Raw genomic sequence first — 19,846 nt, 5'->3', positions numbered from 1 at the left:
GACGGCGTCCCCGAGGGGGCGCCGTCGTCGTTCGCAGGCCGTCCTGCGGCCTGGCGCCAGGCGGTAGGAGTCAGGCCCGCGTGCTACGCTTCCACGCATGGCCACAGAACCGCTGATCCCGTTCCTCCAGCCGGGAACGGACCCCGATATCGCTGCAGCGTATGCGACGCTTGCGGAGCGTTCGCGCACCGCCGTATTCGGGTTCGAGGACGAAGTCGCCTTCGTAGATGTGGAGACCACCGGGTTCGATCCCGCATCCCATGAGGTGATCGAGGTCGCGGCGGTCCTTGCACGAGGCCCGGAGATCCTCGACCGCTGGAGCTCCCTCGTCAGGCCACGGGGCGCGGTCCCTCTCGAGACCACCCAGCTCACCGGCATCGATGACGCGATGCTCGCCGACGCGCCCTGTATGGCCGAGGCGGGGGCCCACCTCGCCCGCTTCGTGGGCGACCGGGCGGTGGTGGCACATAACGCGCCCTTCGACAGGGCGTTCCTCGAGCACGCGTCGTCCGGCGGGTGCCGTCTTGCCGGTCCCTGGATCGACTCTCTCGAGGTCGTGCGCATCGCGCTCCCGCGTCTGCGTTCGCACCGGTTGTCCGATCTCGCCCGCGCGTTCTCCCTCGACGCCGGCCGCGGCCACCGCGCGCCCGACGACGCGGAGACGCTCTTCGGTGTCTGGCGCATCGCGCTCACCGCGCTCGGCGACATGCCGTCCGAGGTGGTGCACGAGGTGGCGAGGTTGGCGTCGGCGGTCCCGGGCTGGGGTGCGGCTCCGCTCTTCTCGCATCTCGCCGCGGGCAGCAGCGCTCCCGCCTTCGACCTGCGGCGTCTGCGCACCGCACGGTTGCGGATCGAGCGGGCCGAGCCGCTTGCTGATGCGGCCGAAGTGACGCTCGAGCGGCCCTCTGCCGCCGACGTGCTGGCTGAGTTCGCCCCGGGCGGGTCGGTCGAGCGCATGTATGAGACATACGAGTCGCGCAACGAGCAGACCAGCATGGCCGAGGCGGTCCTCGATGCGTTCGCCAGCGGCGGTTCGGCTGCGATCGAGGCGGGCACGGGTGTCGGCAAATCGGTCGCCTATCTCGTCCCGGCGGCGCGCTTCGCCCTCACCAACGGGATCGCCGTCGGCGTCGCCACAAAGACCAACACGCTCATGGATCAGCTCATGCACCGGGAGCTTCCCCGTTTGGCCGAGGCGCTCGACTGCGGGCTGCGATACACGGCGCTCAAGGGGTACGAGCACTACATCTGCCTCCGGAAGCTGCAGCGGCTCCTCGATGCGCCTCCCGATCAGGAGACCGCGGCGGCGCTGGCGATGCTCGTGAGCTGGGTCGCCCAGACCACCTGGGGCGACAAGGAGGGCGTGAACCTCCACTGGCCGCCGCGTTTGCGGCACGAAGCGATCGCATCGTTCGCCGACTGCACCAAGAAGCGGTGCCGTTACTACCCCAACCAATGCTACCTGCACGGCGCGAGACGCAGAGCGACAAGCGCACACATCGTCGTCACCAACCACGCGCTGCTCTTCCGCGACCTGATGGCCGATGGCGGGATCCTGCCCCCGATCCGCCACTGGATCGTCGATGAGGCCCATGCCGCCGAGGCCGAGGCGCGCGACCAGCTCTCACTCGGCGCGGGCCATCTGGAGTTGCGGGGACTGCTCGCAGGCCTCCATGCCAAGGGCAGGGGCGGTCTTCTGGACGCTGTGAGAGCGAAGGTGGTCCTTGCCGGGAGCGACGACCAGGCATCCGCCCTCATGGCCATCGACGAGATGCGCGAGGTCTCCGTCGAGGCGTCCACCATCGCCGACTCGTTCTTCGACTTCGTGAAGGACCTCGGCGCCGAGAGAGCGAGCACCTACGAGACCGCCGAGATCCGCCTGAACGCCGCGCTCCGTCAGAGCGGTGCGTGGGGGACCGCCGCAGGCGTCGGCCGGTCTCTTGCTCGTCGGCTCGAGCGCATCGTCGAGCTCGGCCGCTCGCTCGTCACGTCGCTGGAGTCCGAGGGCGAGGAGTTCGCCGAGCAGCGGGCCGACCTCGCGGGCCGGATCTCAGGAGTGGCCGCGCAGAAGGAAGGGCTCCTCGCGGTGCTCGACGGGACCGACGACAGCTACGTGTACGCAGCCACGGTCGACCGTCGTCGGGATGCGTCCTCCGAGCGGTTGGATGCCCTGCTGCTCGATGTGGGCTCCGCTCTTGCCGAGCAGTTCTACCCGCGCATCTACTCGGTCGTGTACACGTCGGCCACCATCGCCGCAGGCGCGGACTTCTCGCACTTCGAGCGCGCGGTCGGCCTGGACCGTCTCGCACATGAAACGGTGCGCACGCTCAGGCTCGACAGCAGTTACGACTTCGAGCGGCAGATGGCGGTCTTCGTGCCCACAGGCCTTCCCGATCCCTGCGGGCAGTCGGATCCGGGGTACCAGCGCTACATCGCCGCGCTGGCGACCGCGCTCTACGACATCCACGTGGCGATGGGCGGCTCGGTGCTCACGCTGTTCACCAACCGGCGCGACATGCAGGAACTGCACCGGCGGGTCGCTCTTCCGCTCTCACGCGAGGGGCTGCGCGTGCTCATCCAGGAGCGCAACATCTCCCGCAAGCGCGTGGCCGAGGAGTTCATAGCCGACGAGCGCGTCTCGTTGTTCGCCACGAAATCGTTCTGGGAAGGGTTCGACGCCAAAGGGGACACGCTCCGCTGCGTCATCGTCCCGCGTCTTCCGTTCGGGGCCGTGAACGACCCGGTCCTCGAAGAGCGGAAGGAGCGCGACCCGGCGTGGTGGGAGCACTACTACCTCCCCGAGGCCGTCCTCGAGCTGAAGCAGGCGGCGGGCCGCCTCATCCGGTCAGCGTCCGACCGGGGTTGCCTGGTGCTCGCTGATGCGCGCCTGACAGGCTCCAAGCCGTACGCGAGGCGGTTCCTCGACGCGCTCCCGGTCCGCGACATCGAGCGGCTGCCGGTCGATGACCTCGGTCGCGTGATACGCGACCGGTTCGGGGATGACCGGGGTTAGCCGGCCCGTGCCGGCCCTGACCCGGGGGAGTCAATCAGCTCACGTGATCGTGTGCAGCGCGTCCTCCGCGGCCTGCCGGACGGCCGCCCGGAGGTCCGGCGGATCGATCACCTGGACGTCTCCCAGATACGCCATCACGCGGCGGACGATCCACGCCGACGTCTGGTAGGGCACCGTGACGAGCGTGCTGCCGTCGTCGCAGGTCTTGGCCGTCGAGCCCGGCCACGCATCGGTATCGGGTGCGGGGACGCCGGGCGCGAAGCGTACCGTGGCGGTGGGCAGTCCGTCCGCTCCCGGGGTGACGTCCACGGGCACCAGATCAGGTGGTTCGAACGTCTCTCCAAGCGGTTTCACATGGAAGATGCGGTCGAGCCGGAACACGCGCTCCTCGGCCACAGCCTCACAGAATGCGACGAGATACCAGACACCCAGCCGGTTCACGAGCGCCCACGGCTGCACCGTGCGCTCGGAGACCCGCCCGGTGGACCCGGTGTAGTAGTCGATGTGCACCTTCTCATGCCGGTCGGCGGCGGCGGCGAGCAGGGAATACGTCTGCGCCAGCCCTCCCGGGCCCGCGCTGGCCCGTACGGTGTGCTCGAGGTCGGCGAGGGACGGATCCTTCGATGCCAGCAGGCGCAGCTTCTCGCGCAGCGACGAGTCGGGCTCGTGACCGGCGGCGTCGAGCGCAGCGCCGAGTGCCCGGGCCTCGCCGAGTGTCAGGCGCAGCGGCCGGTCCATCCCGGGCGCATCGGCGTAGACGGTCACGGTGTCGCCGTCTATCGCCAGATCGATCATGTCGTACGGCGTGAACGGAGGCACACCGCACATCGAGAGCGTTGCGAGGTCGGCCGCGACCTCGGCCGGCTCGCACCCTACCGCCGAGGCGAGTTCCGCGAGACGTATCGTCTCCCCTTGCTTGAGCATGGGCAGCAGGGCGAGCAGCCTTCGTGCGCGCGTGGCCGAGTCGAGGCGTCTAGCCATGGACGTCCACCACCGCTCTGAGGCCGCCCAGGATACGGCTGACGAGATCCGGCGGCTCCACGGCCAGGACACCCGGTCCGTGATCCACGATCCACGATGCCAGCCGGTCCACGTCCGCCGCCTCTATGGTCCAGATGATCGAGCCGTCAGGAAGCGTCTGTAGCTCACCCCTTCCGCGAGCGAGGCGGTCGGCCCGCCATGCCATGTCCGGGATGAACCGGATCCTGGCGGTGAACGTCCGGGGGCCGAACTGGAACGGGAGGAGTTCGGCCCGGCGGACGTCGAAATCCTCGGGGCGCTCGAAATCCGGCGTCCGCGGCCGGGCGGGGTTCACGTCGATCTCCCGCGCTCTCGCGATGGAGAACGTGCGGACCTCGTCGACCGTGTGGTCGCGGCCCACGAGATACCATGACCCCTCCCGGAAGAAGACGCCGTACGGGTCCACCTCCCGGCGCTTCTCCTCACCGGCGGCGTTGGTGTAGGTGAAGGCCACGCGTTTCCTGGCCTGCACCGCCTCCGCGAACGCCCTCGCATCGAGTCCCTGCGACGCCGAGGCGGCGTGAGCGAGTTCTGCGGTGGCCAGGGGGCCGCCCTCTCCGGTGGTCCCGAGCTTGGCCATCGCGGAGCGCAACTCATGACCGAACGGGAATCCCGGATCCTCGATGAACGCCGTCGCCACGGCCTTGAGCGATGCGCGCTCGCCCGAGTCGAGCTCGATGAGCCGGGCGAAGGTGGCGTCGGCGTCTATCCGGTACGCATCGGAGTTGTCGGCCTCTACCACGTCGATGACCAGTCCTGCCGAGCGCAGGGCGTCCTTGTCACGCTCGAACATGCGGTTGAACGTCGTGTCGTCCTGGTCTTCAGGGTAGCCGAGGCCGGCAGCGCGGCACTCGTGCGCGCTCCGCGCGGAGCGGCTGGATGCGAGATACAGCGCGAGGTTGACCAGTCGTTCTACCGCTTCAGACACCACGACCCCCAGACGGTATGCGGACACCCCGATTCTACCCGAGTGGTTCGCTCCGGGCAGGATGCACGGTCCACGGAAAAGGAAACGAGGTGCGCGGGGGGAGCGCACCTCGTTTGTTCGGGCGGCGATACCCCGCCCCTGAGGGGGGAGGAGTGGGCGGGTCGCACGGTCCCGAATCGATTCTAGCAAGCGACATGCCACGAGGTGGCCACCGTATCGTGATGCCGCCGATGCGGGCAGGCCGACCCGGTGAGACCCCGCTCCCAGGTTGCCCGGATCGCACCGTCGCGCTACAACAGTTCCGACGGACGGAGGCGGCATGACCTCGGCGGCTGAAGAGATCGAACCCAAGACCGATGAGACGGCGTCGACGCAGCGAGGGCGGCGGTGGGCCCGCGGACTCCTTGTCGTAGGCGTCATCGCGGCGTTCCTCGCGATCATCTTCTTCGGATTCCGTTGGGTGGAAGCGAACGAACGTGTTCGCACGGCGCGCAACGGTGTCGAATCGGCGGGGCGTCTGCTCGACGTGGTCGAAGAGGACGTCCTGGTGGTGGACGCCGCCGTGCAGGCCGACATCACGTCGGAGATCGCGACGCAGTCCGCCGAGGCCGTCGAGCTCGCAGGCTCCGTCACGGAGCGTTTGGTCGAAGCCCGGGAGATGATCGAGGCATCGCTCCCCGATCTGCCCGAAGAAGACGTCCCCATGGCCGAGGCGCTCCTGGAGAGCGCGGACGCGCGTGAGGAGATGATGGCAGAGGCGCCGGTGATCCTCGAGGCCAACGTCAAAGCGGCACGGGCCATCCCGTTCGCCGATCGCGCTCTGGAGGAGCTCAAGGCGGCAGAGGAGTTGGTGGCCGAGGCCGCTGCCGAGTTCAACAAGCATACTGAGGCGGGCGTCCGCGCATCGAGCGCCGCGTCCGTCAAAGCCGAGGAACGGCTGAACGAGGCCAGGTCTCTGCTGACCAGCGCCACGGCGGAATTCCCCGAGGCCGACTACTCGGCCTTCACCGGATACGTGGACGCGAAACTCGAACTCGTGAGCCTCTCCAAGAAGATCGATCAACTCTGGCTTGACGAGAAGATCGAGGAGTCGAACAAGCAGCTCGACGCGTACAACAAGCGCGACACGGAGGTCGTGGCGATGGCGAAGGCGCTTCCCGGCTCGGTGCGGGACCCGATAGCCGACGCGTACGAGTCGATCACGGAAGAAGCCGTGCAGCGGTACTTCGAAGCGCGCTCACGGGCGCGTGGCGCGGGTGACCGGGTGGAAGAGTTGCGGGACGCGGCGGCGGACGGATAGCGCCAGCCTACTCTCCGTAGCCGGAACCCATGCGCGCGAGCGCCCCCACGTCGAAGACCAGCACCTCGTTCCCGCGTACCTCGAGCACACCGTCGTCACGAAGCCGTCCGAGCGCGCGGGACAGCGTTTCAGGCACGGTGCCGAGTGACGCGGCAAGTTCCGCCTTGGGCATCCCCAGCGGTACACGCAGACCCTCGGTCGTTGCCTCTCCGGCAGCGAGCGACCGCTGGAAGAGGTAGCGCGCCAGCCTCCCCGGCACGTCCAGCGCGAGTGTCTGGACCACGGCCGTCAGGTTCACCACCCTGCCGGCGAGGTCGCTGATGATGACCCTGCTGACATCGGCGTCGGTGGCCATCAGATCGAACAGCGCCTCCCGGGGGAGCCACGCCACCGTGACCGGGGTGGCGGCATCGATGTTGGCCGGGTATCGTCCGCCGGCGAGCGCCGCCACGGCGGCGAGCGGGTCGCCGGTCTCCACCGTCTCGTAGGTGATGGACCGGCCATCGGCCTGCAGGTGGTAGACGCGGGCGCGCCCGGTCACGACAACACCGAACGTATCCGCCGGATCGCCCTCCGCCGCGAGCGCGGCGCCACGGGGCACCGTCTCAACCTTCGCCCGGGAGGCGAGCCGGTCGATAGCATCTTCGCTTGCGGTGCGCCACAGGCGACACGCCCTGAGCGCGGCACGCACGTCGTCTCTTGCTTCAGCGGACACGGGGTCTCCTTCCCGACGCAACCACGTTCGTTGGAGATTTGACGCGCGTCAAGGACTGGCGGGTACATCATCGGTACCGTCTCTTACGCAATGACCGTGGTCCCGGCAGGAGCAGCACCGCATGACAGACAGGTTCGCAGAGCGCATGCGCGACAAGAAGGTCCGCTCCGATACCCGCATCGTAGCGGGCCTGGCGGCCATCTACTGCGCAGCCAAGCACAAGGATCGCGAGCGTCCTCCACTCGAAAGCGATGCGAGCCGCCTTGGCGTATACGGTCGACGTGTCCCGAGGCTGTGCGAGGAGTGTGCGGCGCATATCCGCTACGCCGAGAAGCGCCGGGCGTACTGCCCCCGGGACCCCAAGCCGTTCTGCGCGCACTGTGACACGCACTGCTACAAGCCGGACGAGTCGGAGTGGCAGCGGCAGATGATGACGTACGCGGGGCCGCGCTCGATGTGGCACGGGTACGCGATCCCGGGCATCAAGCACGCGCTCGAGGCGAGGAAATGGAAGCGGGAGATGGCACGACGCGCCGATCATGAGGCGCGGTCGGCCGGGAACACCGACGACGCCGCACGGTAGCGGCGCGAGACGAGAGGAACCGCGGTGGTAACGACAGTCACCAGACAGATAGTGAGGATCGACGAGGATCTCTGCACCGGCTGCGGGCTGTGTGTGAGCCCATGCGCCGAAGGCGCGATCGTGATGGTCGACGGCAAGGCGAAGGTGGTCCGCGAGGAGTTGTGCGACGGCGCAGGCTTCTGCCTCGGCGTATGTCCCACGGGAGCGCTCACGCTTGAGACGCGTGAGGCCGTGCCGTTCGACCATGAGGCCGCCGAGCCGATCATCGCCGAGAAGCAGAAGACCTACATACCGCAGGTCTGCTTCAAGTGCGGGGTCGACGAGGATCACGCGCCGCTGCTCCCGGTGCGGCAGCAGGGCCGGAGCGAGTGGGTCTGCACCCGCTGTCTGCCGGCGCTCATCCACGGCTGAGCATCACGGCGCCAGGCCCACGGGTCCGGCGCGCGGCCCCAGACCCCACAGGTCCGGCGCAACAGCGACCGACCCCACAGGTCCGGCGCGCGGCGCCAGACCCCACAGGTCCGGCGCTCAGACAGTCCTCGGCGGGGGCCCTCGGCACCTCGAACGCTCCGCGTTCTCGGCGCCTCCCCCGCCTGCGGAACTCGCGGCGGACCCGTGGGGTCGGTCGCCTTGATGAAAGGAAGTGAGGCACGTGTTCTGCAATCAGTGCGAACAGGCAAGCAAGGGCGTGGGGTGCACCACCGTCGGGGTCTGCGGCAAGACGCCCGAGGTAGCGGCGTTGCAGGACCTCCTGCTGCACCAGCTGAAGGGCATCGCGGCCATCGCGGTCGCCGGAGCCAAGGTCGGCGTCACCGACGACGTGGCCGATGAGTACGTCACCGGCGGGTTGTTCACGACGGTCACCAATGTGGACTTCGACGCCGAGCACCTTGCGGGCCTGATCCGCCGTGGCGCTGAGGTGAAGTCGGCGCTCCGTGCGAACGTCGAGGCCGCGGGCGGGGTCGTGCCGGCTGACGACCCGTCCGTGGCGTTCGAGCCGGCCGGCGATCTTGCCGCGCTCGTCGCGCAGGGCGAGGCTGTGGGCATCTTCTCAGACCACGACCGCGACGAGAACATCCAGGCGCTGCAGCAGACCGCCGTGTACGGCCTCAAGGGCATCGCGGCGTATGCGGATCACGCCCGCGTGCTCGGCCACACCGATCCATCGATCTACGCGTTCGAGCATGAACTGCTCGCGGCGCTCTCGGACAAGGACCTCTACCTTGACGACTGGGTCGGTCTTGCGCTCAAGACCGGCGAGGTCAACCTGCGCGTCATGGAGCTGCTGGACGCTGCCAACACCGGCGCGTACGGTCACCCGGTGCCCACGAGCGTGCCGCTCGGCCACCGGCCCAACAAGGCGATCCTGGTCTCCGGTCACGACCTCAAGGACCTCCAGGAGCTGCTCGAGCAGACCGAGGGCCTCGGCATCGACATCTACACGCACGGCGAGATGTTGCCGGCGCACGGTTATCCGGAGCTCAAGAAGCACAGCCACTTTTACGGTCACTACGGCACCGCGTGGCAGAACCAGCGCAAGGAGTTCGACGAGTTCCCGGGCGCCATCCTGATGACCACCAACTGCATCCAGAACCCGCGCGACACCTATGCGGACAACATCTTCACCACCGGCCGGGTGGCGCACCCGAGCGCCGTGCACGTGGAGAACGGCGACTTCAAGGCAGTCATCGACCGCGCGCTTGAGCTGCCCGGCTTCACCGATGAGGTGGACGGCGGTTCTGTGATGGTGGGCTTTGGCCGCAACGCGGTGCTCTCGGTCGCTCCCACGGTCATCGAGGCCGTGAAGAACGGCGACATCCGCCACTTCTTCCTCGTGGGCGGGTGCGACGGAGCCAAGCCCGGCCGCAGCTACTACACCGACTTCGTGGACGAGGCGCCTGCCGATACCGTGGTGCTCACGCTCGCATGCGGCAAGTTCCGTTTCTTCGACCACCAGCTCGGCGAGATCGGCGGCATCCCCCGCTTGCTCGATGTGGGCCAGTGCAACGACGCGTACTCGGCCATCAAGATCGCTGTCGCGCTTGCCGAGGCGTTCGGGGTGGGCGTGAACGAGTTGCCGCTCTCGATGATCCTGTCCTGGTACGAGCAGAAGGCGGTCGCGATCCTGCTCACGCTGCTGCATCTCGGTATCAAGGACATCCGCCTTGGCCCCACACTGCCGGCGTTCATCACCCCCGCGGTGCTGCAGGTGCTGGTGGACAACTTCGACATCAAGCCGATCGGCGAGTCGGCGGGTGCCGATCTTGAGGCCATCCTCGGCGAGAGCGCGGCATAGGCATGAACGAGACGCTGAAGCGCACCGGGGTCATCATCGGCGTAGTGGTGCTTGCAGCCGCAGTGCTGGTGGCCGCGATGTTCGCCTTCGGCAAACCGGTGACCCCACAGGCGTCGTCTCAGGCGACGCCTGTGGGCACCTCCGATCCGCAGGCGGGGACCGCGGACGCGGCCGATAGCGCGCCCGCCGGCGGGTCGGACCCGCTGGCGGTGGAGATCCCGGGTTGCGTCTGCCACAGCGACGACCCCGCGGTGGTCGAATCGCATGCGTCGTACCGGATGAGCGAGTGCTTCGACTGCCACAGCGAAGGGATGCCCGGGATGGGCATGTAGCCATCCGCTTGCGCGCCGTCCGTGACCAGCCTGCGCTATCATGGCAGCGATGGCCCCGGGCCGCGGCCGCCCGGGAACGAGACCCGCCTGGAGGTGCGCATGTCGCTCGTCATGGAGCAGATACGCGAACTCGCGGACACCATCGGCCCACGACCGGCTACCACCGATGCCGAGTCGCGTGCCGCGGACCACATCGAAGACACGATGCGCTCGTATGGGGTCGATGTGGAGCGCCAGGAGTTCGATTGCCCGCGCTCTGACGGCCGGGCCACGATAGTGCACGGCCTGTTGCTGATCGGCGCTTCGGTGCTTGCGGTGTGGTGGAGTCTTCCCGCGCTGGCGCTCGCCGCGCTCGTGGCGGCGCTCGTGTGGCTTGATGCGTCCGGCAAGCCGGTCATCTCCCGCTACCTGGGAAGCGGTCCCAGCCAGAACCTCATCGGCAGGCACGTGCCACGGGCGCGACGCAACGAGCGCCTGCGGCGCGTCGTGATCGTGGCGCATTACGACACGGCCCGCCCCTCGTTCCTCACGAGCCCCGGATTCGTGCGTCATCTCGGTACCGTCGCTGTGCTCACGCGGTGGGTCCCGGTAGGCGTGACCATCTGGATCGCGCTGACCGCGCTGCCGTTCGCCGCTTCGTGGAAGCCGTGGTCGGGCTACGTGGCGGTTGTTGGCGCCATCGTGATGCTGGTGCCGGTGGCGGCCGCGCTTCAGAAGGAACTGCTCTCGCACGCCACCGACGGCGCCAACGACAATGCCTCCGGCGTGGCTGCGATGTTGGCGGTCATGGCCGCCACTGTTCCCGAGGTGGAGGAGTCGCAGCGGCGCGCCCCGGTGCGCCGCGGACAGGAGGCCGTCGAGGAGGCCGGTGAGCTCGACGAGGACGTCGTCCTCGAGTACCGCCCGGTCGCTCCGGCCACTCGCGATGAACAGTTGCCGATCGAGATCGACGACCTCGGCATGGACGATTTCCGGACGACTGACATCGGCATACCCGCGCAGGTTGAGCCGACCGGTATCGGGACATCCGTGCAGCCCCGCGGCGAGACATCCGTCTACCGTGAGGACGAGGGTCTGGGCCTCGATGACGCCGAAGCCGGGTGGGACCTCGAGGAGGCCGTACCGGGCCAGGTGAGCATGGACATGGGATTCGAGGATGAGGCGATGCCCGAACCCGTGGCCGAGGTCCCGGAGCCAGAGGAGTACGAGGAGGAGCCATCCGGCCGACGTGGACGCTCGCGTTCACGACGTGAGCGCGATGACGACGAGGATGAGGGCAGGGGCCTTCGCGACTGGCTGGGCATCGGGCGAGGGTTCGATGTCCGTCGTGCGGGCAAGGAGATCGGCTCCTGGGACAACCTCGACGACGATGACGAGTTCGGTTTCAAGGCGGGAGCCGCCGGCGAGAGCGATGCGGGTGACTATGCGGACCCCTCGGCCATCGCGGCGCGTATCCGCCGCCGGGTGACCGACGGTGTCGACCGCGCGCTTGCCGAGAAGGAGATCTGGTTCGTCGCCACCGGGGCCAAGGAGGCCGGCGGCTGGGGGATGCGGACGCTGCTCGACGCGTACGGGGAGGATCTGCGTGACGCGATGTTCATCAACATCGACACCGTGGGTGCGGGCGGTCTTTCGTTCGTCTCGCGGGAGGGCGGAGCAACGACGCACCGGGCCGACCGGCGTCTCGTGACCCAGGCCAAGCGGACTGCGCGCGAGAACGACATGCTCGTGAAGGGTCGTGAGCGCACCGGCACGGTGAGCGACGCGTCGGTCGCCTTGTCGCGCGGGTACCGCGCCATGAGCGTGATGGCGTTCGACATCAACGGACGGCTCCCCAACTGGCACTGGCACACCGACACGATCGATGCGGTCTCCGAGCCCACGGTCGAGCAGGCCGTGCGGTTCGTGACCGCGCTCGTGCGCGACCTCTAGCCGGCAGTCTCCTCATCGATCGCCGCCCGCGATGACGATCGCGCGTAGAACGCCAGCCCCGAGCCGATGGTGAGAAGCGCGGCGGCCAGGAGCGACGCGGGAAGCATCGCCGCCGAGCGCTGCAGCGCGACGATCACGAGCGCCGCCACGATGAACCCGAGGTGCAGCAGCCCCGAGCCTGCCTTGGCGATCCGGTTCTCCGAGAGGTAGCGCAGCCCCTGCGTCCCGGCGAGGGTGAGGACGACCACCACCACCTGGATGGCCGCAGCCGCGCACAGGTAGACCGTGAGTCCGGTCGTGACGGATCGTGTGATGAGCGCGGCGAGCCCACCCGCGGCGACCATCCCGGCTGAGACGACCACCAGGGTCCGCCGCGACAGCAGCCGTTTCGGCACGCACAGTCCCATGACCACCACGAGCGCCACTACGAGCGGCGCGGCGACCGCGTTCATCGTGGCGATGAACTGCGGTTGTCCGCTCCGCTCCCATCCGGTCACATTGGCGTACGCCCACCACGTGTACAGCGTCCCCACGAGCGACTGGACGCCCAGCGCCCCCATCAGGGCCACCGTGATGGCGATCAGGGCGAAGTCCCACGATGTCCTGGCCCCGTTCGACTGCGCGCTCCGCTCCACAGACATCTCCTCACACCACCGAGTGCGCGCCGGGGATCACATACGTGGTCACATACGTGAGCACGAGCGCAACGAACGAGAGCACCGCGAGAGCAGCCACCACGCGCCACATCCCCGGACGGCGCAGGTACAGCCGGGCATGGAGGTACGCGGTATACAGCAGCCACATCATGATCGACATGTTCACCTTGCCCGACCACCACCACGACTCACCCTGCCACGCGATGATCGCCCACGGGATCCCCACCACCATGCCGAGCGTCAGCGGGAGGTAGCCGAGCCGGGCCCATCGGTACGCGACCTGCTCGTACGACGAGCGCCGGTGGACAAGCATCAGGATGCTGCCGAAGAAGGACGCGACGAACGCACCGTAGCTCAGGAAGAGCAGTGGCGGGTGCGCCCACATGTACCACGTGTTGTAGTAGTACTGACGCGATGCCGCCAACCCCTGCGCGAGCCCCATCGCCATCCCCGTGTCACCGGACGTCCACGCGACAAGGTATGCGCGATAACTGCCGAGGAAGTCGGGAAGGGGGTCGGCGAACGGTCGGCCCCATACGAGTGCGCCGATAGCCAGCGCGGCGGCCGCAGTACCGAGCAACGGGCGCAGTTCATCGCCCTTGCGCCGGGCCACAAGCGCGATCACCGCGAGAATGAGGGCCCACACGTACAACTTCTCCGACTCGATCCACAGCGGGACGGCGAAAGTTCCGGCCGTTGCCCCGGTGACCGGGTCGATCACCTCGGCCAGCTGCCACAGACGAAGGTGGAACCAGACAAGCAGGACCTCGCCGAGGGCGAGTGCGACGACCAGCGCCCCCATCGCGATCCTGAGCGGACGCGCGCGCCGGACGCCGAGAGCGGTCACGACCACGGCCACCGCGGCGACGGCGATCGCGGGAGCGATGACAGACCCGAGCGAGGCAAGGGTACCGATGGAGGCATCGAGTGCGTCGAGTATCGTTTGGGGCATGACCACGGCGGCTCCCGGCAGAGGGTGTCGACCACCGCCACAGTATATCGGCGAGCGCGCGGAGGGCGAACCGGTGCGTGCTACACTCGGCACCTGTCAGGCGGTTCTCCCCTCTCACGGAGGACGGACGTGAAGCAGAGCAGGTTCGCCAGGATGCTGGCGCGCAGTGCGGTCGTGTCGTGGCGAGAGCAGCCTACGCAATACGATATCGAGGCGCTCCGCGCCAACATGGAGCGCGTACAGTTGGTCATCCGGGTGCGCTGGGCCATCGTCGCGGTGCTTGCGGGCTTCTCGGTGGTCGGCGCGAGCGTGTACGCCACCTCCACCGATCTCGAAGTGCTGATCGCCAACATGACGATACCGGCGATCGGGCTGATCTTCGTCCTCATGTACAACGGTTTCTATCAGGCCACGGTGCGCAAGGTCGCCAACGTCGCCTTCCTGAACCAGGCGCAGTTGCTGTTCGATATGCTCGTAGCCACCGTGCTCATCCACTACAGCGGCGGCGTGTACTCGTGGTTCTCCGCCATGTACCTGGTGTTCATCCTCGAAGGCGCGTTCATCCTGCCAAGGCGCTCCCACGTGTGGATGCTCGTGGCGAGCGCAGCGCTGATGTACGGCTCAGTGCTCACCGGCGAGTACTTCGGCTGGCTGCCCCACGTGGAGCTCCCCTTCATCGCCTCCGGGCTCGAGGCCAACGGCACGTACGTCGTGGTGCGCTATCTGTGGCAGATCACGCTCTTCTCCGGCGCGGCGCTGGTGGGCATGCTGATGATGAAGTCGATCAGGTTGCGTGAGGCGGAGCTGCGCGAGAGCTCGTTCATCGACGATTTCACAGGGCTTCACAATCGCCACTACTTCCAGCGAGTGCTTGCCACCGAGTGCGAGAGAGCGCGACGGAACAACCGCCAGCTCGGGTTGATCGTCGCCGACGTGGACAGGCTGGGTGACGTGAACCGGACCTTCGGGATCGATATCGGTGACGAGATCCTCGCCACAGTGGCACGCAGGCTGAGAGACGTTGCCAGTGCGGACACCGGCGGCGGGGGCTGGGAGGTCAACACGGCCTGTCGCGTGGGCGGCGAGGAGCTCGCGCTGATCGTACCGGAGGTGGCCCGCGGTCTCGATGACCAAACGCCTCTGGCTGACCGCGTCCTTGCGGTGGCCGAGACGTTCAGGCAGGCGGTCGAGTCGACCCGCGTGGGCGGCGTAAGCGTGACGGTGAGTGTGGGGGCTGTGTTCGCACCGGCCGACGGTGACACCCCCGAGGCGCTCCTGGACGCCGCGGACAGCATGCTGTCACTCGCCGTGCTGGCAGGGGGGAACACGGTGAAGACCTCCGCCACCGGCGCGGCGCTCGCCGCCACCCTGGAGGGCTAGCAGGTGAAGGCGCTCCTCACGCGTCTCGAGCCCGTGATCGCGGCAGCGGCCGTGGCGCTCGCGGTCCTGGGCGTCACGGTGAGCGTTCTCACCACTCCTCTGTACGTGCGCACCATGACCGGCCTGGTCGGCTCGTCGGCTCGCACCGGCCTGAGCGAGCGCGGGACCGAGGACATGGCCGAGGCGGTGCGGCGGTTCGTGACGGACGGCGATGCGCCCGGGTTGCCTGCGTCGGTGGAGGGAAGACCGGCGTTCGATGAAGCGGCGGTGGCGCACCTCGTGGACGTCCGGGACGTGATCGTCCCTGCGCGTACGATCACGCTCGTGCTGGTGGTGACGCTGGCCGTGTGGGTGGTGATGCGCTTGCGCACGACGCCGGGCCGGCGCTCCGTGCGTAGGGCCGCTACGCTGGCCGCGATGGCGCTGGCGACCGCCGTGCTCCTCGCGGCACTCGTAGGCGCTACCGACTTCGGCGTGCTGTTCACGCGGTTCCACGAGCTGTTCTTCGCTGAAGGCACATGGGTATTCCCCCAAGACGCCCTGCTCATACGAGTCTTTCCACTCCCGTTCTGGGGCTGGTCGGCGGTCGTGTGGGGCGGCCTGATCGGTCTGTGTGCGACGGCCTTATGGGCATTTGGGCGCCGATCCCGCTTCACAGAGGGTACGTACGGTGTATAGTGGCCTCGGAGCAGCGAGCTCCCACGGCTAAACGGCACCCCACCGGGGTACGTCATCGACAGATCGAGGAGGTAGGGCACATGGCGGCTAAGGAAGGCTACTGCGTCAAGTGCAAGGCCAAGCGTGAGATCAAGGACGCCAAGGAGATCACCATGAAGAACGGGCGTCCGGCCACCCAGGGCATCTGCCCCGAGTGTGGGACCAAGATCTTCAAGATCGGCAAGTAACCACCGCTGTGCGCGGTGTTGTCGGACGGGCGCCTTCCGGGGCGCCCGTCCTGCGTCCCGGGCGATCGGACGGGGCCGCTGCGCCCCAGCGGGACGGCTCGATGGTGCGTGTCGGGCGTATTGACGGTAGGGTATGCCAGGAGTAGCGTCAGCGGTTGTCGCCGCAGCCGGCGACAGGTCACCCACGACGCGGATCGGGGGACGGCTCGGCCATGAACATCATCGTCGTCGGATGCGGGCGCGTTGGCTCCCAACTCGCAACGATGCTCTCGGTCGAGGGCCACAACGTCGTGGTCATCGACCGCGACGAGACAGCCTTCAAGCGACTGGGCGGCTCCTTCAACGGGGTCACCATACGGGGCCTCGGGTTCGATGAAGACATCCTCGAGGAAGCGGGCGTCCGTGAGGCGGACGCGTTCGCCGCTACCACCGACCTCGACAACACCAACCTCATGGCGTGCGAGGTGGCACGGAAGATCTTCGGCGTGCGACACGTCGTCGCGCGACTCTACAACCCCGTACGTGAGCGCACGTACCAGCAGCTCGACCTGGACTATGTCTGCGGCACCACGCTGGTGGCCGAGTCGCTCGTGGAGAAGATCAAGTCCGGGCACGGACACCACCTGAACTCGGTCGAGGACATCGAGGTCATCGAGTTCCAGGCGGGGGAGGCCGTCGAGGGCCATCGGGTCTCGGACCTGGAGGTCGATCGCCGATTCAGGATATTCGCGATCATGCGGGGGCGGGCCGCCCACGTACCTGATGACGACACCGTGCTGCACGAGGGAGACATCCTGTTCGCGGCGGTGAAGGACGAGTACTTCCCCAAAGTCGAACGGTTCATGAAGGGGTAGGCCATGTACGTGGTGATCAACGGCGGCGGCAAGGTGGCGTCGTACCTCGCCCGCCAACTCCTCGATCACGGCCACGCCGTGGCCGTGATCGAGAAGCGTGAGGACGTTGCCCGCAAGCTCGCGGCCGAGCTCCCGGGAGATCCGCTCATCGTGCTCGGTGACGGGTGCGACTCCGTGTATCAAGAGGACGCCGGCGTTACCCGTGCCGACGTGTTCGTGGCCGCCACCGGTGACGATGACGACAACCTCGTGGCCTGCCAGCTTGCCAAGATCGCCTTCGGCGTGCCGCGCGCCGTCGCACGGGTCAACAACCCCAAGAACGAGCACATCTTCCACGCGCTCGGCATCGAGGCCATATCCTCAACCACGATCATCTCCCGCCTGATCGAGGAAGAGGCCACCATCGGGGACATGCGCACGCTCATGGCGCTTCGCAAGGGCGACATGGCGATCGTGGAGATCGAACTTCCGGTCGACCGGTGCGTGGTGTGCGGCAAGCAGGTGGCCGAGTTGAACCTGCCGGCCGACTGTCTGATCGTGGCGCTTCTCCGCGGCGACGACACGATCCCGGTTCACGGTCAGACGGAGATGCAGCCCGGCGACGTGGTCATCGCGTTCACAAAGGTCGCGCACGAACGGGCGCTGAAGAAGGCGCTCACCGGCGAGTGACCTCCCTGTCCTACGGGTAGCGGCGTAGCCTTCGGACGAGATTTGCCGCTCGTTCGAGCGGTGCCTTACAATACGCAGGCATCGCGGGTGTAGCTCAGTGGTAGAGCATCGGCTTCCCAAGCCGAGTGTCGCGGGTTCGAGTCCCGTCACCCGCTCCAGCGCACAGACCGAAGGGGCCCCCGGCGGGCCCTTTCGTGCGTCCGGTGCGATGCGTCGTCCGTCCGTGCGACGAGTGTCGCCGCCCATCGGCCCGTGCAGCCGCTCGTCACCAGCGTACTTCCCTCCAGCCGCTACTCGGTGATACTACGAACAAGTGTTCGTTCATGCCTGCCACCCCCTCTTCGGCCGGCCGTCTGGAAGGGGTGGATCATGAAGCGTCGCATCGTCCTTATCGCTTGCGCCGTCGTCCTCCTATCGCTGGGGCGCTCCGCTCTCGTATTCGGTGCCGAGTGGTGCATGCCCGTGGACGGTGCGTCCATCGACACACCCTTCGGTGCGTCGTGTGTCGGCGGTGTCCATCGCGGGGTCGATCTCGCTGCGCCCGCCTCCTCGCCGGTGCGCGCACCGGCGGCGGGACGCGTCCTGTTCGCCGGTCCGGTGCCTGCCGATGGCGGCGGGACATGCGGTGCGGTCACCATCGAGATCGCCGAGGGGATACGGGTGAGCTTGCTCCCGCTCGAGGCACTGCACGTCTCCGTGGGTGATACGGTTCATGCCGGGGAGGTGGTCGGGCGCCTTGCGCCCACTGGCGACGATTCGATGAGCGTGCCTCACCTGCACATGGGTTTGCGCGAGGGTGACGCATACCGCGACCCCGCTCCGATGTTGCCGGTTCCGGCGGTTCCGGACAGCGGCTCTGCGTCCTGCGAGCAGGTCTCAGGAGCCACTGTGCCCGACGTGCCATCCTCGTCCGCTCCCGCAGTAGAGGCCGTCCACGCCGGCATGTCGACCGGTGGCCCGGCTGTGATCATCATGGGCGTGCAGGAGGCCTCTGCCCGTGCCCGAACGGATGTCGCCTCTCGGTCCTCGTCGTCTGTCCCGATCGCTCCATCTGCCGGTGAGCCGGTCGATGCGACCGCCGGGCACACCGGGTCCGTGGTGGCCGGTCATGTGGGTCCCAGCGCCCGGCTGATCGAGGACGGGGGCGTGCGCACTGCATCCGGCGCCGCGGGCGTCACGCGGCAGCCACGCGCGAGAAGGAGCACGGGGGCCGGCTCGACGCACATGTCGAGCGTTCCGGGTATCCCGTCAGCGGCGTCTACGGCCGTCGGCTGCGCTCTCGCGCTGGGGGTTGCACTCCTCGCACGTTCGAAGGCGTTGGCGTGCGTGCGATGAAGGGAGATACGCCCGTGTGTGTCAGAGGCCGGGGGTAACGTGTTGTGACACGGTCGGGTCTCTGCTACACTCCGGGAGCTTCATTTCCTGCTCCGGGCATCGCCTTCACGTCCCGGGGCCGCACAAGCCCAAGGGAGGTGAAACATTGAAGGCTTACGAACTCATGCTTATCATGCGCCCCACCCTCGATGACGAGGCGCGGGAGGGTGTCCTGGAGAAGATCCGGGCTATCCTGACCGCAGATGGCGGCACGATCGACTCCGAGGAAGTCTGGGGCAAGCGCCGGCTTGCCCACGAGATCGATCACACCGAAGAGGGCGACTATCAGGTCGTCCTGTTCCACGCTGAAGCCGCCACCGTTGCCGAGCTCGACCGTGTCCTGAACATCACCGACCAGGTGCTTCGCTTCATGGTCGTCCGTCGTGACGACCTGGCGTAGCGGTACATCCGGTCGGCCAGAAACGGTCGGATTCACGAGGTAAGGTGGCATCAATGAGTATCAACAGAGTGGTATTGACGGGCAATCTCACGCGCGATCCGGAGCTCCGGGCGACCGCTGGCGGGCTGAACATCCTCAGCATGAGGATCGCCTTCAACGATCGTCGGAAGAACTCGGACAGCGGGGCATGGGAAGACGTGCCCAACTACATCGACGTCACGATGTTCGGCGCGCGCGGAGAGTCGCTGTCCCGCATGCTCACCAAGGGCATGCGGATCGGCATCGACGGCAAGCTGCGGTGGCGCGAGTGGGAGACCCAGCAGGGTGACAAGCGCAGCGCCATCGAGGTCATCGCAGACGACATCGAGTTCCTCGATTCGCGCGGTGGTTCCGGTTACAGCGGATCGGGCGGCTCCGGCAGCGCTTCGGCGTCGTCCGGCGGCTCTGCGGCCGATGACCTCGGAGAAGAGATCCCGTTCTAAGCACAGACCGGTCGCAGGCGGAACCCCTCTCCGCCGCGGCTTTCGGACACCGCCC

20 protein-coding genes and 1 tRNA gene are annotated in these 19,846 nt (G+C 67.8%); 16 read left to right on the top strand and 5 right to left on the bottom strand.

Going from position 1 to position 19,846, the window contains the following annotated elements; translation table 11 throughout:
* The first annotated feature begins 97 nt into the window (after nucleotides 1-97).
* A complete protein-coding gene (locus tag MSB02_RS06505; protein ID WP_267194423.1) occupies nucleotides 98-3,013 on the top strand; it encodes a helicase C-terminal domain-containing protein in 2,916 nt (971 codons plus the stop codon).
* A gap of 39 nt (nucleotides 3,014-3,052) precedes the next feature.
* On the opposite strand, the gene MSB02_RS06500 is transcribed toward MSB02_RS06505, so the two are convergent.
* Entirely contained in the window at nucleotides 3,053-3,994 is a 942-nt protein-coding gene (locus MSB02_RS06500; RefSeq protein ID WP_267194422.1) for a helix-turn-helix transcriptional regulator, read from the bottom strand.
* On the bottom strand, nucleotides 3,987-4,961 hold the full coding sequence (locus MSB02_RS06495) for a helix-turn-helix transcriptional regulator (protein WP_267194421.1): 975 nt from the start codon (nucleotides 4,959-4,961) through the stop codon (nucleotides 3,987-3,989). The genes MSB02_RS06500 and MSB02_RS06495 overlap by 8 nt, the downstream gene beginning before the upstream one ends.
* A gap of 319 nt (nucleotides 4,962-5,280) precedes the next feature.
* On the opposite strand from MSB02_RS06495, the gene MSB02_RS06490 reads away from it, so the two are divergent.
* Entirely contained in the window at nucleotides 5,281-6,261 is a 981-nt protein-coding gene (locus MSB02_RS06490) for a hypothetical protein (RefSeq protein WP_267194420.1), read from the top strand.
* Nucleotides 6,262-6,268: 7 nt separating this feature from the next.
* Here MSB02_RS06490 and MSB02_RS06485 read toward each other — a convergent pair whose 3' ends face one another.
* Entirely contained in the window at nucleotides 6,269-6,976 is a 708-nt protein-coding gene (locus MSB02_RS06485) for a Crp/Fnr family transcriptional regulator (protein WP_267194419.1), read from the bottom strand.
* Between the two features lie 121 nt (nucleotides 6,977-7,097).
* Here MSB02_RS06485 and MSB02_RS06480 point away from each other — a divergent pair, with 121 nt between their 5' ends.
* From MSB02_RS06480 to MSB02_RS06460, 5 genes are all read left to right on the top strand, one after another.
* The gene (locus tag MSB02_RS06480) at nucleotides 7,098-7,559 is read left to right on the top strand and encodes a nitrous oxide-stimulated promoter family protein (RefSeq protein ID WP_267194418.1); all 462 of its coding nucleotides are present in this window, start codon (nucleotides 7,098-7,100) and stop codon (nucleotides 7,557-7,559) included.
* 24 nt (nucleotides 7,560-7,583) lie between these two features.
* Nucleotides 7,584-7,970 carry an ATP-binding protein gene (locus MSB02_RS06475; RefSeq protein WP_267194417.1) on the top strand — a complete coding sequence of 129 codons (387 nt, stop codon included), beginning with the start codon at nucleotides 7,584-7,586 and terminating at the stop codon, nucleotides 7,968-7,970.
* Between the two features lie 241 nt (nucleotides 7,971-8,211).
* Nucleotides 8,212-9,855, top strand: coding sequence for a hydroxylamine reductase (gene hcp, locus MSB02_RS06470; RefSeq protein WP_267194416.1), 1,644 nt, complete (start codon nucleotides 8,212-8,214; stop codon nucleotides 9,853-9,855).
* A gap of 2 nt (nucleotides 9,856-9,857) precedes the next feature.
* Nucleotides 9,858-10,187, top strand: coding sequence for a hypothetical protein (locus MSB02_RS06465; protein ID WP_267194415.1), 330 nt, complete (start codon nucleotides 9,858-9,860; stop codon nucleotides 10,185-10,187).
* A 99-nt stretch (nucleotides 10,188-10,286) separates the two neighbouring features.
* Complete coding sequence (locus tag MSB02_RS06460) at nucleotides 10,287-12,119, top strand: M28 family peptidase (RefSeq protein ID WP_267194414.1); 1,833 nt, start codon at nucleotides 10,287-10,289, stop codon at nucleotides 12,117-12,119.
* Here the strand turns inward: MSB02_RS06460 and MSB02_RS06455 are convergent.
* Both MSB02_RS06455 and ccsA read right to left on the bottom strand, forming a co-directional pair.
* Nucleotides 12,116-12,754 carry a hypothetical protein gene (locus MSB02_RS06455; protein ID WP_267194413.1) on the bottom strand — a complete coding sequence of 213 codons (639 nt, stop codon included), beginning with the start codon at nucleotides 12,752-12,754 and terminating at the stop codon, nucleotides 12,116-12,118. The genes MSB02_RS06460 and MSB02_RS06455 overlap by 4 nt on opposite strands.
* Nucleotides 12,755-12,764: 10 nt before the next feature.
* Complete coding sequence (gene ccsA / locus MSB02_RS06450) at nucleotides 12,765-13,727, bottom strand: cytochrome c biogenesis protein CcsA (protein ID WP_267194642.1); 963 nt, start codon at nucleotides 13,725-13,727, stop codon at nucleotides 12,765-12,767.
* 129 nt (nucleotides 13,728-13,856) lie between these two features.
* Here ccsA and MSB02_RS06445 point away from each other — a divergent pair, with 129 nt between their 5' ends.
* The 9 genes from MSB02_RS06445 (at nucleotide 13,857) to MSB02_RS06405 (ending at nucleotide 19,791) form a co-directional block, all read left to right on the top strand.
* A complete protein-coding gene (locus MSB02_RS06445) occupies nucleotides 13,857-15,107 on the top strand; it encodes a GGDEF domain-containing protein (protein WP_267194412.1) in 1,251 nt (416 codons plus the stop codon).
* Between the two features lie 3 nt (nucleotides 15,108-15,110).
* Nucleotides 15,111-15,785: a lipoprotein intramolecular transacylase Lit gene (locus MSB02_RS06440; RefSeq protein WP_267194411.1), complete on the top strand. Its 675-nt coding sequence runs from the start codon at nucleotides 15,111-15,113 to the stop codon at nucleotides 15,783-15,785.
* Between the two features lie 80 nt (nucleotides 15,786-15,865).
* Complete coding sequence (locus MSB02_RS06435) at nucleotides 15,866-16,012, top strand: DUF5679 domain-containing protein (protein ID WP_267194410.1); 147 nt, start codon at nucleotides 15,866-15,868, stop codon at nucleotides 16,010-16,012.
* A 212-nt stretch (nucleotides 16,013-16,224) separates the two neighbouring features.
* The gene (locus MSB02_RS06430) at nucleotides 16,225-16,866 is read left to right on the top strand and encodes a potassium channel family protein (protein ID WP_267194409.1); all 642 of its coding nucleotides are present in this window, start codon (nucleotides 16,225-16,227) and stop codon (nucleotides 16,864-16,866) included.
* Between the two features lie 3 nt (nucleotides 16,867-16,869).
* Nucleotides 16,870-17,535, top strand: a complete 666-nt coding sequence (locus tag MSB02_RS06425; protein ID WP_267194408.1) for a potassium channel family protein — start codon at nucleotides 16,870-16,872, stop codon at nucleotides 17,533-17,535.
* 83 nt (nucleotides 17,536-17,618) lie between these two features.
* Nucleotides 17,619-17,693 (top strand) — tRNA-Gly (locus MSB02_RS06420).
* A 211-nt stretch (nucleotides 17,694-17,904) separates the two neighbouring features.
* Nucleotides 17,905-18,870, top strand: a complete 966-nt coding sequence (locus MSB02_RS06415) for a murein hydrolase activator EnvC family protein (protein ID WP_267194407.1) — start codon at nucleotides 17,905-17,907, stop codon at nucleotides 18,868-18,870.
* Between the two features lie 145 nt (nucleotides 18,871-19,015).
* Complete coding sequence (gene rpsF / locus MSB02_RS06410; RefSeq protein WP_267194406.1) at nucleotides 19,016-19,309, top strand: 30S ribosomal protein S6; 294 nt, start codon at nucleotides 19,016-19,018, stop codon at nucleotides 19,307-19,309.
* Between the two features lie 53 nt (nucleotides 19,310-19,362).
* A complete protein-coding gene (locus MSB02_RS06405) occupies nucleotides 19,363-19,791 on the top strand; it encodes a single-stranded DNA-binding protein (protein ID WP_267194405.1) in 429 nt (142 codons plus the stop codon).
* Nucleotides 19,792-19,846 lie beyond the last annotated feature (55 nt).

It is taken from the genome of Anaerosoma tenue, assembly GCF_023161965.1.
Taxonomy (GTDB): Bacteria; Actinomycetota; Coriobacteriia; order Anaerosomatales; family Anaerosomataceae; genus Anaerosoma; species Anaerosoma tenue.
The sequence above is the reverse complement of the archived record's forward strand: the minus strand, read 5'-3'. Positions and strand labels throughout refer to the sequence as shown.

Bases quoted from the DNA above. Each gene is read 5' to 3' on its own strand.
- MSB02_RS06415 (WP_267194407.1), top strand. From the start codon at position 17,905: ATGAAGCGTCGCATCGTCCTTATCGCTTGCGCCGTCGTCCTCCTATCG.
- MSB02_RS06465 (WP_267194415.1), top strand. From the start codon at position 9,858: ATGAACGAGACGCTGAAGCGCACCGGGGTCATCATCGGCGTAGTGGTG.
- MSB02_RS06425 (WP_267194408.1), top strand. From the start codon at position 16,870: ATGTACGTGGTGATCAACGGCGGCGGCAAGGTGGCGTCGTACCTCGCC.
- MSB02_RS06430 (WP_267194409.1), top strand. From the start codon at position 16,225: ATGAACATCATCGTCGTCGGATGCGGGCGCGTTGGCTCCCAACTCGCA.
- ccsA (WP_267194642.1), bottom strand. From the start codon at position 13,727: ATGCCCCAAACGATACTCGACGCACTCGATGCCTCCATCGGTACCCTT.
- MSB02_RS06405 (WP_267194405.1), top strand. From the start codon at position 19,363: ATGAGTATCAACAGAGTGGTATTGACGGGCAATCTCACGCGCGATCCG.
- MSB02_RS06500 (WP_267194422.1), bottom strand. From the start codon at position 3,994: ATGGCTAGACGCCTCGACTCGGCCACGCGCGCACGAAGGCTGCTCGCC.
- MSB02_RS06505 (WP_267194423.1), top strand. From the start codon at position 98: ATGGCCACAGAACCGCTGATCCCGTTCCTCCAGCCGGGAACGGACCCC.
- MSB02_RS06460 (WP_267194414.1), top strand. From the start codon at position 10,287: ATGTCGCTCGTCATGGAGCAGATACGCGAACTCGCGGACACCATCGGC.
- MSB02_RS06490 (WP_267194420.1), top strand. From the start codon at position 5,281: ATGACCTCGGCGGCTGAAGAGATCGAACCCAAGACCGATGAGACGGCG.
- MSB02_RS06435 (WP_267194410.1), top strand. From the start codon at position 15,866: ATGGCGGCTAAGGAAGGCTACTGCGTCAAGTGCAAGGCCAAGCGTGAG.
- MSB02_RS06480 (WP_267194418.1), top strand. From the start codon at position 7,098: ATGACAGACAGGTTCGCAGAGCGCATGCGCGACAAGAAGGTCCGCTCC.